The organism is Martinezella sp. CNPSo 3795 (assembly GCF_057784475.1).
In genome coordinates, this window is the sequence record NZ_JBXSOQ010000002.1 from 397,845 (window position 1) to 409,777 (window position 11,933).

The window sequence follows — 11,933 nt, forward strand, 5'->3', positions numbered from 1 at the left end:
TTCGCCATTGCTCGCCGCCACCGGCCTCAAGATCGGTTGCATCGCGGCATCCGAGGACAGGTAATACAAATCGGCAGCGAGAAGACCTTGGTTTCAGTCGGCAGCTAGCCAGGCTTTGATCCCTGTGAGGCTATGAAACTCGTCGACCGCACGCACTCTTCTTCCGGGTAGCGCAAGAGCTGCCATCTCCGCCAGGGCTCGACCCGGCCCCAGTTCGAGGATCGTCGTCACGCCACGTTCGGCCATGGCTTCGATCACGCCTGCCCAATCGATCCTTTCGGCCAATTGCCGCGCGAGCCCTCCGCGGGCGCGTTCCGGATCGACGACAATCGTGGCAGTGGTGGCGGTCATGAGGCGCAGCGCTGGGCGGTTGACAGCTGCCGAGGCAAGGGCTTTATCAAACGGTGCCACCGCACCGGCGAGCCGCGGTGTATGGGAGGCGACATGCACTGGCATCGGCGCCGCGCGTGCCGCGCCTTCTTCAAGCGCGGCGGTGCATAGCGCATTGATCGATTGTCTGGCGCCGCCGAGGATGAACAGGAGATCGGGGTTCACGATGGCGATTGCGCAGCCGAAACGATCGGCAAGCTCCCGCACCGCCGCCATTGGCAAACCACGCACATAGCCAAGTCCGTCATCTGGGCCGCCGGCGGCGTCCATTTCCCGCGCCCGCTGATCGACCAGCCTCAAAGTGTCCATGGGTGACCAGATCCCAGCCACCCCCCACGCCGCCATTTCACCGACGCTGTAGCCAGCCACCATCGTTTCGCTTGGCGCTCCGGCCGGAAAAAGGACGCGAGCAATCGCAAGCGCACGTATCACGCACAGGATCTGACCTTCGCGGTTCGCATGCAACGCGGCTTCGGGTGCGGTCCGGCAGAAGTCCGTTGGATGCGCCCCAAGCACCGCGGCCGCGCCCTCGAAGATGAGCTGCGCGTCGGGTTCCGCTGCCAGCAGCCGGAACATTTCCCGGCTCTGGTGGCCTTGGCCCGAACAAAGCAGCGCGAGGGTCACGATTCCAACACCTCGGTAAACAGCGCCATGGCAAGGAGATCGGCGCACCCGCCCGGGCTGAGGTTGCGCGCCACGAACGCCTCGTGAATGGCCTTGGCATCCCATCGCCAACTCGCGCGTCCGATCCCGCCATCCGCCAGGAAGGCGCGGGCCTTCTCACGCGCGAAATTCAACCCTTCGGGGCCGGCGCGATAAAGCAGATTGCTGTCGTCCACCACAGCGATCAGGGCCATGCAGGCATGGACCCTCGCGGCTTCCTCGTCACCCATGGCCAGGCGCCGTCCTTCGGCAAGCGCTGGGCGGGCGACATCGTAGACGGATGGCATGCCGGTGGCAGCCTCGGCCCGCGCGCCGCCGACCTGGTAGCGTCGCGCCACCACGCTGCCGTGAGTGTCGTGCTCCGGCGCATGGTTAAGGATGTCACGTCCCCAACGCTGTGCGACAAGGGTGCCGAGCGGCGCCTGCCAGGCGCGGGTCGCCGCCAGGCCGGCCGCCGCCGCCAGAAGGCCAAGGCCGAAGATGGCGCCGCGATGGGTGTTTACTCCGCCGGTCGCATCCCGCATTGCCTTTTCCGCCTCAATGCCGATTTGCCGCAGGCGATCCATGCCGGCGTTCATCGCGCCCGCCTCCGCAAGCGCGACGAAGAACGGCTCCAGCGTCCGAGCGCTCAGGCGCAGAAGATCCGCGTCCATGTCGGCGTGAGCGCCGTTGTCGATGTGGCTGACCAATCCGGGTTTGGGCCAGGTTTCCACCTCCAGGACGAGCGCTTGGGCGGCATGCCGTCCAATCAGCTCGGGATCGCGATGCTTGACGGCGACGGGACATGGTTCGGCCAGCAATGGAAACGTCATGCGAAGAGCGCCTCCCGAGCAATAAGGGCCGATCCGGTATGGGATTTGATTAAGATCTCCGGATTTCCCGACAGCCATTCCCGCCACTGAACGGCCGTGCCGTAGGGCGTGATCAATTCCGCGTCGATCCGCATGGGCGCGTGTTCGGCAACATCGGTCAGTAAAGCCGTCACTCGCCTTGCATCTGCGTCCGAGCGACACTCGACCAGAAGATCGAGATCGGAAGTATCGGTCAGATAGGAAAGGCCGGTCAGGTATTGCCAAGCCAGACTTCCGAAACAGCGACAAGAGGGGGCTGACTCCAGAAGCGCGCCAATGGCCTGACACCATCGCGCCGGCGCCGCGGGCAGCGCGTCCCTCAATAGAGGAGGATATGCCGTCCGCATGACGGCAGCTGGCGGGCATGCGAGAGCGAGCCGTTTGCGCCCCATGCGTGAAGGAAGGGGCAGCCCCAAGGGTACGATATCCGCCGCGTCGCCGCAGGTCCGACGACGGAAGATTGCTGGTCGTCCCAATTCCGCCCATGCCAGCAGATCGGGCTCCATTTCGTCCTGGACTTGTCCCTGCAGCAAGCTCGGCCATGCTTCGGAGCGCACATAGGCGAGATCGTGACGGCGGAGGGCGGCGACATCAACCATGGAGCAAAGCCAGCCGTTCTACTTCGGCCGCGATCATGGCGGCCTTCGGCCGACCGCCGCGCTCCGCGCCCCATTGCGCGCGCGGATCGCGCGAAATGGGCTTGGCGAGAAGCGCGGCGAGCTGGGCGTTCAAGGAGGACGCCGGATCCCACACTTCCGCTATGGCGCCGGTTGCGAGAAGATTATCGAGACCGGGCGCGAAAACAGGCGTTGTCGCGGCCTTTTCTTTCAGCGTAGCGAGCGGCAGCTTGGTTACCCGGGCCATGGATGGCAGATCCATGACTTCGGGCCAGGCGGTGGGCAGGGCTGCCAGCGATCCGCAGGCCAGCGCGGTGGCAATGAAGGCGCCGGCAGCACTTCCGCCATAGAGAAGGCCGACCGTGCGGTGTCCCGCATGCTCAGCCTGCCACAGCGCCTTTGCCAAATGCGCCAGCGCCTCGCTGAGACCCAGCAGTTCGTCACGCCGGCTCATGCGTTGGCTGCCGGAGTCGACCAGGAATAAAAGGGGTGAACTGTCCGGCCGCCGGGCGACCGACAGGATATGCCCGGCTAGCTCTATCGCCTCGTCGACGCCGGGATAGGTCTTGTCGGCAATGCCGATCAGGTCGATCCGGTTTTGTCGGTCCAACCGGCCCCAGCCGGTAACAAGCCCATCCACCAGCGTTATCTCATGGCCGGCGGGAAAGAGTGAGGACAGGATGTCAGCGAGCTGCATCGGCGCTCTCCCGATGGATATTGGCCGTGGTGAGGAAAGCCCCGATGTCCCGCTCCGGTATTTGCCCGGAGCCCTCGATCTGCAGCCGCGCCCATATCTCGGTGGCATCATGGGCATCGCCAAAATGGCGCAATCGATGTTCGAGCCGCGTCTGTTCCGCTTGCAGTACCGTCGGGTCTAAAGTGGCCGGCCGTTGCAGCGCGGCAATCGCGCCGGCGCGGAAGGCGGCGATATCGTCCTCGACGAAGACATCGGCCCCGCCGATCAGGTAGCGATGCTTGCCGCCCATGGTTCGCCAAACGAGCGCCCGATCGCGCGAGTCGAATTCTTCCACGCCCTTGTTCGTCTCGATGACCTCCGGCCCGGACACGGATAGACGACCCTGCTCGGAGATGACGAGTGCCGAGCAGCAGCCGGCAATCAGGCTGCCGCCGCCATAGCAGCCCGCCCGGCCGCCAAGAAGACCGATGACGCGCGCGCCCTCGGACCGTGCCTCCAGCACGGCGCGCATGATCTCGGAGATCGCCAATTCACCGGCGTTGGCTTCTTGGAGGCGCACGCCGCCCGTGTCGAAGAGAATGACGATATCCCGCCGCATCTTAGCCGAGGCATGCAGCAGGCCTGTCAGCTTGGCGCCGTGCACCTCGCCAATAGCACCGCCCATGAAGCGCCCCTCCTGGGCGGCCACCAGCACGGGGCGGCCGTCGATGCGGCCGGCTCCGACGATGATGCCATCGTCGAACTGCCGGGGCAAATCGAAGAGCGAGAGGTGAGGGCTCGTCTCCCGCCGTTCCGGGCCTAGGAATTCGGTGAAGCTGTCGGCATCGAGCAGATGCAGCAGCCGGCCACGGGCGGATTCTTCATACCAGCTTCGGCGCGGCGTGCGAGGATCGGTCATTCTGGCTTCTCCATCAGCCGCACACCCTGGGCCAGGCGCAGCGCCACCATATCCGGCCGGGCGCCGCCGTCATTGATCGTGATGCGCAGGCCGCCGGCGGCGGAGCGTGCCGCGAAATCCTCGGTAACCGCTGCCCACAGCTCGGCGAAACCATGCGCCGGCGTCGCGATCTCGATGACGCAACGGTCCGGCGCCTCCCGTCGTTCAAGCAATACTTCGAGGTTGCCCGACGCGACGACACCCACCAGAGCGAGGGCGCGGGTCCCGCCGGTCCGTGCGGATTTCAATTCGTAAAGCAGATTTTCCATAGGGGTGGCCTACCAATTGCGGAACCGGGAAGGCGGCCTGTAGAGGCCGCCAGAGGCGAGCATCAGATCCTTGATGGAATGCGCGGCCAGCAGACTGCGATCGGCATCCAGGGGATCAATTCCAAGGTCTTCGGGACGCTGGATGACTTTGCGCTGACGTAAGTGCTCCACCATCTTGCGGTCTCGGGCGCGACCGACCTCGGTGTAACCGGCCACGCCACGGATCGCCTGTTCCCGCTCGTCTCTGTCGCGACACAACAGCAGATTGGCGATCCCCTCTTCCGTCACGATATGGGTCACGTCATCACCGTAAACCATCACGGGAGCCAGATCGAGCTGTAGCTTGTCGGCCAGATCCAGGGCGGCCAGGCGCTCGACGAACATCGGCACCATGCCATCGCCGAAGGTTTCGCCGATCTGGACGACCAGCTTGCGGCCTCGGCGCAGGGCAGGGGTGGCGGCGGAGGGATCGGCTTCCCGACCGGCACGCAGCCAGGCTTCGCTCGGATGGCGCCGACCTCGTGCGTCCGATCCCATATTGGGGGCGCCGCCGAAACCGGCGACCCTGCTGCCGGTCACGGTCGAACTGTTGCCCGCAAGGTCGATCTGCAAGGTCGAGCCGATGAACATGTCGCAGGCATAGAGTCCGGCGGTCTGGCAGAAGGCGCGGTTGGAACGCAGCGAGCCGTCAGGCCCGGTGAAAAAAATGTCGGGGCGAGCACGCATATAGTCTTCCATACCCACTTCGGAGCCGAAGGAATGGATCTGCTCCACCCATCCGGCTTCGATGGCGGGGATCAAGGTGGGATGAGGGTTCAGTGCCCAATGCGTGCAGACCTTGCCCTTCAATCCCAGCCGCTCACCGTAAGTCGGCAGCAGCAGCTCGATGGCCGCCGTATTAAAGCCGATGCCATGGTTCAGGCGGCGCACGCCATAGGGCATATAGAGCCCCTTGATCGCCAGCATTGCGGTCAGGATTTGCGTTTCGGTAATCGCCGCCGGATCGCGGGTGAACAGTGGCTCCACATAGAAGGGTCGCTTGGCATCCACGACGAAATGAACCTGGTCGGCGGGAATGTCGACGCGCGGCACGCGGTCGACGATCTCGCCCACCTGCGCGACGACCAGCCCCTTGCCGAAGCTCGTCGCCTCCACGACCGTTGGCGTATCTTCCGTATTCGGCCCGGTATAGAGATTTCCCTCTCTGTCCGCGCTGACGGCGGCGATGAGCGCCACCTTTGGCGTCAGATCAATAAAATAGCGGGCGAAGAGTTCCAGATAGGTATGGACCGCACCCAGTTCGATCTGGCCGCCGAACATCATGCGCGCGATGCGAGCCGACTGCGGGCCGGAATAGGAAAAATCGAGCCTTCGGGCGATGCCGCTTTCGAAAATGTCGAGATGCTCCGGCAGGACCACGCCCGACTGTACCATATGCAGGTCGTGTATCTTGGCGACATCGACCTTGGACAGCGCCTTGGCCAAAAGGTCCGCCTGCTTCTGGTTGTCGCCCTCGAGGCAGACGCGATCTCCAGGCTTCAGGATCGCTTCCAGGAAAGCGACGAGCTGCTGCGGGTCGACGAGCTTGCCGGCAGAGAAACGCTGGCCGGCCTCGATACGCGCCAGCCTGTCGCGACCTTTCGTATTCCAATCAAGCATTTGATAGCCCTATGTATGCGCAAGAGCGTGTTTCTGGAAATATAATGTACACACAATTGCGAAAACTGCAACAAAGTGTATTTTAAAATCGTCGTGCGGTCTATCCGTATGCATTGGAGGAGGAAAAATGGTGAACTCGTATTTCTATCGAAGCGCATGCGGGGAGGATCGCTCATGATGATCTCTGGTGTCGCGATGCTTGCCCTTTGCACCCTCTTGGGAAGCATCCTCGGTGATCTCCTGGGGGTAGCGCTTGGCGTGAAGGCGAATGTCGGCGGTGTCGGCATTGCCATGATCCTGCTTATCGCCACGCGGCTTTGGCTGAGTAGGCGGGGCTTGTTGACGCTGCCACTCAAACTCGGTGTCGAGTTCTGGGGTGCTCTCTACATCCCGATCGTCGTCGCCATGGCGGCGCAGCAAAACGTGTTGGTGGCCGCGCGCAGCGGTCCGCTGGTGCTGATCGCCGGTATCGTGACGGTTTTCGTTTGTTTCGCGACCGTCGCCCTAATGAGTCGCATCGGCGAGAGAGGCGAAACGATGGACGAAATCGAAGCGAGGGCCAGGGGTGAGCTTGCCACCTCCGGCAATCCGGTCTGAGGGAGGCCGCCATGGAGATCCTGAAACATGACTTGACCGCCAACAGCCTGCTTACCGCATTCGCCATCGTCGGATTGGTCATGTGGCTGTCGAACGCCATTTCGAAACATGTCCTGTTCGGCCGCGTCCACGGCTCGGCCATCGCGATCGTTCTGGGGCTCGCCGCCGCCTTCGCGGCTGGTCTGTGGACCGGAGGCGAGAAAGGGGTGGTGGATATTCCAATCCTTAGTGGCATCGGCCTCATGGGCGGAGCCATGCTGCGCGATTTCGCCATCGTCGCCACGGCCTTCGAGGTCGATGTCGGCCAAGCACGCAAGGCTGGCGCTGTCGGTGCGCTTGCCCTTGGCCTCGGCACGGTTCTTCCGTTCATTGTCGGCTCGTTGCTCGCCGTCGCTTTCGGCTATACGGATGCGGTATCCATAACGACGATCGGCGCCGGTGCCGTTACCTACATCGTGGGACCTGTGACGGGTGCCGCTCTGGGCGCAAGCTCGGCCGTGATCGCGCTGTCGATTGCGACCGGTGTTTTCAAGGCGGTCCTTGTCATGGTCGGAACCCCGATCGTGGCCAAGGCGATCGGTCTCGACAATCCCCGCAGCGCCATGGTGTTCGGTGGGCTGATGGGAACCGTCAGCGGCGTGTCCGGCGGCCTGGCGGCGACCGATCGCCGTCTCGTCCCCTATGGCGCACTGACGGCGACGTTTCACACGGGGCTGGGCTGCCTTGTAGCGCCTTCGATCCTTTATCTCGCCGTCAGGGCGATTGCAGGGGGCTGAAAAAAATGGGGAAAGCCGGTCGAACCGGTGCAGGAAAAGGCTTTTAGACGCCGCATCCTGCACGGGATCGCCGGTACGGTTTCGGCGCCCGGCTATACCTCGACGCTTGCCGATCCAGCCGTCGTCGATGGCCTCCGCGCCAACAGGCAAAACGGGCCGGGTGCGGCACCATGCTTCATATCGATTGCTATCTGTCGAATTGGATGGTGTAAAACTGAATGGTTGCCCGCCAAATCGGAAACAAGGTTTGACATGACGGAATTTGACGAAGCTGGATCGATCGGTCAGCGCATTAAACTGGTGCTGATGGATGAGATTTCCTCCGGCGCCATAAGGCCCGGCACAAGCCTGGACGAGGCTACGCTTAGCAGCCGCTTCGGCGCTTCCCGCACGCCGGTAAGGGATGCGTTACGTCAGTTGGAGGCGATCGGACTCGTCGAGATTCGTCCGCGGCGCGGCGCAACCGTCCTGCCGCTGACCTTGCCGCGGCTGATGGAGATGTTCGAAGTGACCGCCGAGATGGAATGCATGTGCGTCCGTCTGGCGACCCATCGGATAACGGGCGTGGAGCGCGCGGTTATGACCGAAATTCATGAGCGTTCCGAACTCGCGGCGAAGGCAGACGACTTTGAACAGTATGACAAGCTCAATTTGTCCTTCCACGAAACGCTATATCGCGGTGCGCATAACGAGTTTCTGTTTGATGAATTGATGAGGCTAAGGGCAAGACTGCTGCCATTCCGCAGGACTCAGCTGCGGCAACCGAGGCGATTGACGGCTTCATTCCTTGAGCACGAGGCGATCCTGCGCGCCATGATCCGGGGCGATGCGACGGAAGCGGCCCTAGTCATGCGCGAACATATGCTGAATGCGGCCTTGGCATTGGCGCGCTACATGGAAATCGACGAGGCAGCGGAATGAACAGCCGAACGATTCCACCGTCGCGCAACCTGTCCGGATCTCAGGATGCATCCGGCAGGCTGCTCAACCTATCCCAATCTGATCCCGCCCTAAAGCTCGGGTCAATCACAGGAGTTGCTACCGCTGCGGCTGATTGATTTTAGCGGGCTGAGCAGCATCCGAGCCGCCTCCCAAGTCCGCTGCGGCTTCTCGATTGGCCTGACCGTCCCCCGGCACCGATAACAGCGCCTTGGTCGGATCGTTGGTGTCTGACTTCAGCCTCTTTCGCGAAGGGCATCGATGATGACGGAGAATGCGCGAAGATTCTGTCGGCGGCTGGGATAATAGAGGTAGTAGCCCGCGAATTTCGGACACCAGTCGTCGAGGACAAGTTGAAGTCGCCCCGCCTCCAGATGGTGCTCGACATAGCTTTCCGGAACGTAGGCAATTCCGTGTCCGTCGAGAGCGGCCGATATCATCTCGCGGTCGGTATTAAACGTGAGCTGGCCCTCGACCCTGACCCGGATCTCCTCTCCGTCCTTCTCGAACTCCCAGGCATAGAGACCGCCGATGCGGCCGAGGCGTCGACGAATGCAGTTGTGACGCATCAGCTCCTGTGGGGTCAGCGGTGCTGATCGGGTTCTAAAATACTCTGGCGAGCCGACCGCCACCAGCCTCCAGTCGGGGCCGATGCGTACCGCGATCATGTCCTTCTCAAGGCTTTCGCCAAGCCTGACGCCGGCATCGAACCCGTCCTCGACGATGTTGCGGAAGCTGCCATCGACGCTGAGTTCAAGCTTGATATCAGGGTAATCGGCAAGGATGGACGACAATTTCGGCCACACGACACTTTCCATGGCGTGGTTGGAAAGCGTGATCCTGACGGTTCCTGCCGGGCGTTCCCGGTAGACGGTCAAGGCTTCGATGTCCGCTTCGATCTCGGCGATGCGAGGCGACAGAGACTGTTGCAGCCGTTCGCCCGCCTCGGTCAGTCCGACGCTTCTCGTCGTGCGCGCCAGCAGGCGCATGCCCAGACGTTCTTCAAGTTTCTTCACCGCATGACTGAGCGTCGATTGGGATGTGCCCAGCTTCGCGGCCGCTTTCGTGAAGCTCCGTTCCTCGGCGACGGCCAGGAACACCAGCAGTTCGTTGAAATTTTCCCGTGGCATAAGCTTGTCCTATCCCATATTCGCGGGCCGAATTAATATCAATTTTCGATAGGTTCATGCAAATTACCCCATCTAATCCGATTTATCGAGCGATGGTATGTGTTCTCCCGAATGCGAAACGGACAGGTGCAACGCGCCCCGACGGGAGGCCAGGCCATGCTCGCGACAATCCTTCATCAATCCCGGAAAGTCTTCGATCTGGCGGTTCCGCTTGCCGATGTCGCGCATGGTTACAAGGCCATGGATGAGCGCCGGGCCATCAAGGCACTGCTCGGGATGTGAGGAGCAGGCCATGAAGAAAAGGCAATTCATCGCCGCGACGAGCACCCCCGCCACCATCAAGACTTTCCGCTGAACAGCGCGTTCAGGCAACTTTGGACAATTGTTATGGAAACCACCTATGACCGCGCCGTCGAGCGTACGGCCAGCCCATGGGCCGCGATCACCTGCATGACGCTGATGACCTTTACCCTCGTCGCTTCCGAGTTTCTTCCCGTCAGTCTGCTAACCCCGATCGCAGAGGAGCTTGGCATTACCGCGGGGCAGGCGGGGCAGGCGATTTCCGTTTCCGGATTTTTCGCGGTCGTCACCAGCCTGTTCAGCAACATGGTGCTGTGGCGGCTGGATCGGCGAACGGTGGTCCTGTCCTATACGATCGTGATGGTGCTGTCGGGTCTGGCGATCACATTCGCGCCCAACTATCTCGTCTTCATGCTCGGCCGCGCGCTGATCGGCATCGCGATCGGCGGTTTCTGGTCGCTGTCCACCTCTATCGTCGCGCGCATCGCTGCCGAACAGGACATTCCAAAGGCCCTCGCCATGCTGCAGGGTGGTACTGCTTTGGCCACGGTCATCGCTCAGCCGTTGGGAAGCTTCCTCGGCGGATTGATAGGCTGGCGCGGTGCCTTCTTCATCGTCGTTCCGGTCGGCATCATCGCCTTCGTCTGGCAAATCTTCGCCTTGCCGCGAATACCCGGCGGTTCGAAGAATGACGGGGGCGGTCCGCTCGGGTTGCTGCGAAACCGCGTCTTGGCAACCAGCATGGCCGCCATGTCCTTCTTCTTCATGGGCCAATTCGCGCTATCGACCTATCTTCGACCGCTCCTTGGAGATGTGACGCGGCTTGATGTGAACGAGCTGTCGGTCGTGCTCCTCGGCATCGGCCTGTTCGGCCTGCTAGGCACGTCCTTGATCGGCTTCCTGCTGCGAGCGCATCTGGATGCCGTCCTCGCCGGATTCCCCGCGGCGCTCGCCGCGATCGCTCTGCTGCTGATCCCGCTCGCACCTTCGGGTATTGCGGTCGCCGCGCTCCTCTGCCTGTTCGGGTTCTTCGCCACGCCCATTCCTGTTGCCTGGAACACATGGATGACCCGCGTCATCCCAGACAAACTCGAGGCCGGCGGCGGGCTGCTGGTGGCGCTGATCCAGGCGGCAATCACCGCCGGTGCCTTCACAGGCGGGCTGCTGTTCGACGGCGTCGGGTGGTGGAGCCCATTCGCCTATAGCGGTGTTCTGTTTCTGGCGGCCGCCATCATTGCGTTCACCGCAAGACGGACCGAATGATCTGGGACAGATCCAGGCGCGGATCGGCTCGCGATGTGAAATGGGATCGCGGCCCCGGCCGATAGCCTCGCCGGGCATGCCCCAGGGCTGTGGTCGATATCAATCATGTCTGCAAAATATGCCTGCGGGTCAGTGCCTTGAGCATATCGACGTCGCGCTTCTCTATTGCGTCGATCATCTGCTGGTGCTCGCGGCCGGACTGCTCGATGCGGGCTCGGGTTCGCCATTGCGAGACCGGCGCCGATGAGGTGCGTTGCCGGATTTCGGTGATGAGTTCGACAAGCTCCTGATTTCCTGCAAGTACCAGCAGGTACCGGTGAAAAGCGAGATTGGCTTCGTAAAGCTCGAGCATGGTGCCATTGAGCACCAGATCATCGAAGCGCGAAGCCAGCGCGCGCAAATTGGCAATATCCGCATCGCCGGCATTGGCGACGATGCGATCGCTGATCGCCACTTCGAGGATCACGCGGATATCGCTTACTTCCTGGGCGCGGCGCCCGTCCTGCTCGTGCACGTGATAGCCGCGATTGGGAATGTGCTCGACAAGCCGCTTCTGCACGAGGCGGTCGAGCGCCCGCCGCACCTGCGGCCTCGTACAGCTGTACCGACGCTCCAGATCGATCTGCTTCAGCCATGTTCCCGGTGGGAGCCTGCCCGCGAGGATGTCCTGGAGAATGAGCTCGGTCACGTCGGGCGCCTCTCCTCCGTGCGACGGCGCCGCCGCTTCAGCTTCCAGCGAGTTCATGCAGCTCTCCCAGACCTTCCCAAGTTGGCGATGACTATCATAGGTCCACATTTTTCAACACGGCGCGCGCTATGGCTGCCGAAAAAATATTCATGCTCAT

Annotated in this window: 14 protein-coding genes; 5 read left to right on the top strand and 9 right to left on the bottom strand. The window is 62.4% G+C overall.

The annotated features are described in order from the left end of the window. Positions 1–93: 93 nt before the first annotated feature. The 7 genes from AC13QY_RS06730 to mdcA are packed head-to-tail and all read right to left on the bottom strand — an operon-like array spanning position 94 to position 6,083. The gene (locus AC13QY_RS06730) at positions 94–1,014 is read right to left on the bottom strand and encodes an ACP S-malonyltransferase (RefSeq protein WP_488493005.1); all 921 of its coding nucleotides are present in this window, start codon (positions 1,012–1,014) and stop codon (positions 94–96) included. Then, complete coding sequence (mdcB, locus tag AC13QY_RS06735) at positions 1,011–1,865, bottom strand: triphosphoribosyl-dephospho-CoA synthase MdcB (protein ID WP_113331771.1); 855 nt, start codon at positions 1,863–1,865, stop codon at positions 1,011–1,013. Before mdcB ends, AC13QY_RS06730 begins: the two co-directional genes overlap by 4 nt. Further along, positions 1,862–2,503 carry a malonate decarboxylase holo-[acyl-carrier-protein] synthase gene (gene mdcG / locus AC13QY_RS06740; protein WP_488493006.1) on the bottom strand — a complete coding sequence of 214 codons (642 nt, stop codon included), beginning with the start codon at positions 2,501–2,503 and terminating at the stop codon, positions 1,862–1,864. Before mdcG ends, mdcB begins: the two co-directional genes overlap by 4 nt. After that, positions 2,496–3,218, bottom strand: a complete 723-nt coding sequence (locus AC13QY_RS06745) for a biotin-independent malonate decarboxylase subunit gamma (protein WP_488493007.1) — start codon at positions 3,216–3,218, stop codon at positions 2,496–2,498. The genes mdcG and AC13QY_RS06745 overlap by 8 nt, the downstream gene beginning before the upstream one ends. Continuing rightward, the gene (locus tag AC13QY_RS06750) at positions 3,205–4,116 is read right to left on the bottom strand and encodes a biotin-independent malonate decarboxylase subunit beta (protein ID WP_488493008.1); all 912 of its coding nucleotides are present in this window, start codon (positions 4,114–4,116) and stop codon (positions 3,205–3,207) included. Before AC13QY_RS06750 ends, AC13QY_RS06745 begins: the two co-directional genes overlap by 14 nt. After that, positions 4,113–4,424, bottom strand: coding sequence for a malonate decarboxylase acyl carrier protein (gene mdcC, locus AC13QY_RS06755; RefSeq protein ID WP_488493009.1), 312 nt, complete (start codon positions 4,422–4,424; stop codon positions 4,113–4,115). The genes AC13QY_RS06750 and mdcC overlap by 4 nt, the downstream gene beginning before the upstream one ends. 9 nt (positions 4,425–4,433) lie before the next feature. Beyond that, positions 4,434–6,083: a malonate decarboxylase subunit alpha gene (gene mdcA / locus AC13QY_RS06760; RefSeq protein WP_488493010.1), complete on the bottom strand. Its 1,650-nt coding sequence runs from the start codon at positions 6,081–6,083 to the stop codon at positions 4,434–4,436. Between the two features lie 174 nt (positions 6,084–6,257). Between mdcA and madL the strand changes: the two genes are divergently transcribed. The 3 genes from madL to AC13QY_RS06775 all read left to right on the top strand — a co-directional run bounded on the left by madL (position 6,258) and on the right by AC13QY_RS06775 (position 8,377). Beyond that, the gene (gene madL / locus AC13QY_RS06765) at positions 6,258–6,680 is read left to right on the top strand and encodes a malonate transporter subunit MadL (RefSeq protein WP_069614414.1); all 423 of its coding nucleotides are present in this window, start codon (positions 6,258–6,260) and stop codon (positions 6,678–6,680) included. An 11-nt stretch (positions 6,681–6,691) separates the two neighbouring features. Then, on the top strand, positions 6,692–7,456 hold the full coding sequence (madM, locus tag AC13QY_RS06770) for a malonate transporter subunit MadM (protein ID WP_113232473.1): 765 nt from the start codon (positions 6,692–6,694) through the stop codon (positions 7,454–7,456). A gap of 252 nt (positions 7,457–7,708) precedes the next feature. Further along, positions 7,709–8,377 (top strand): GntR family transcriptional regulator, encoded by a 669-nt coding sequence (locus tag AC13QY_RS06775; protein WP_488493011.1) that lies wholly within the window; start codon positions 7,709–7,711, stop codon positions 8,375–8,377. A gap of 254 nt (positions 8,378–8,631) precedes the next feature. On the opposite strand, the gene AC13QY_RS06780 is transcribed toward AC13QY_RS06775, so the two are convergent. After that, complete coding sequence (locus AC13QY_RS06780) at positions 8,632–9,525, bottom strand: LysR family transcriptional regulator (protein WP_488493012.1); 894 nt, start codon at positions 9,523–9,525, stop codon at positions 8,632–8,634. Positions 9,526–9,681: 156 nt separating this feature from the next. On the opposite strand from AC13QY_RS06780, the gene AC13QY_RS06785 reads away from it, so the two are divergent. Together AC13QY_RS06785 and AC13QY_RS06790 are read left to right on the top strand one after the other, a co-directional pair. Continuing rightward, the gene (locus tag AC13QY_RS06785) at positions 9,682–9,807 is read left to right on the top strand and encodes a hypothetical protein (RefSeq protein WP_488493401.1); all 126 of its coding nucleotides are present in this window, start codon (positions 9,682–9,684) and stop codon (positions 9,805–9,807) included. A 105-nt stretch (positions 9,808–9,912) separates the two neighbouring features. After that, complete coding sequence (locus AC13QY_RS06790) at positions 9,913–11,088, top strand: MFS transporter (protein ID WP_488493013.1); 1,176 nt, start codon at positions 9,913–9,915, stop codon at positions 11,086–11,088. Positions 11,089–11,191: 103 nt separating this feature from the next. On the opposite strand, the gene AC13QY_RS06795 is transcribed toward AC13QY_RS06790, so the two are convergent. Then, on the bottom strand, positions 11,192–11,833 hold the full coding sequence (locus tag AC13QY_RS06795) for a GntR family transcriptional regulator (RefSeq protein WP_488493014.1): 642 nt from the start codon (positions 11,831–11,833) through the stop codon (positions 11,192–11,194). Positions 11,834–11,933 lie beyond the last annotated feature (100 nt).

Coding starts and splice junctions, on each gene's coding strand:
- mdcB (WP_113331771.1), bottom strand. CDS start 1,865: ATGACGTTTCCATTGCTGGCCGAACCATGTCCCGTCGCCGTCAAGCAT.
- mdcG (WP_488493006.1), bottom strand. CDS start 2,503: ATGGTTGATGTCGCCGCCCTCCGCCGTCACGATCTCGCCTATGTGCGC.
- AC13QY_RS06745 (WP_488493007.1), bottom strand. CDS start 3,218: ATGCAGCTCGCTGACATCCTGTCCTCACTCTTTCCCGCCGGCCATGAG.
- AC13QY_RS06750 (WP_488493008.1), bottom strand. CDS start 4,116: ATGACCGATCCTCGCACGCCGCGCCGAAGCTGGTATGAAGAATCCGCC.
- mdcC (WP_488493009.1), bottom strand. CDS start 4,424: ATGGAAAATCTGCTTTACGAATTGAAATCCGCACGGACCGGCGGGACC.
- mdcA (WP_488493010.1), bottom strand. CDS start 6,083: ATGCTTGATTGGAATACGAAAGGTCGCGACAGGCTGGCGCGTATCGAG.
- madL (WP_069614414.1), top strand. CDS start 6,258: ATGATGATCTCTGGTGTCGCGATGCTTGCCCTTTGCACCCTCTTGGGA.
- madM (WP_113232473.1), top strand. CDS start 6,692: ATGGAGATCCTGAAACATGACTTGACCGCCAACAGCCTGCTTACCGCA.
- AC13QY_RS06775 (WP_488493011.1), top strand. CDS start 7,709: ATGACGGAATTTGACGAAGCTGGATCGATCGGTCAGCGCATTAAACTG.
- AC13QY_RS06780 (WP_488493012.1), bottom strand. CDS start 9,525: ATGCCACGGGAAAATTTCAACGAACTGCTGGTGTTCCTGGCCGTCGCC.
- AC13QY_RS06785 (WP_488493401.1), top strand. CDS start 9,682: ATGCTCGCGACAATCCTTCATCAATCCCGGAAAGTCTTCGATCTGGCG.
- AC13QY_RS06790 (WP_488493013.1), top strand. CDS start 9,913: ATGGAAACCACCTATGACCGCGCCGTCGAGCGTACGGCCAGCCCATGG.
- AC13QY_RS06795 (WP_488493014.1), bottom strand. CDS start 11,833: ATGAACTCGCTGGAAGCTGAAGCGGCGGCGCCGTCGCACGGAGGAGAG.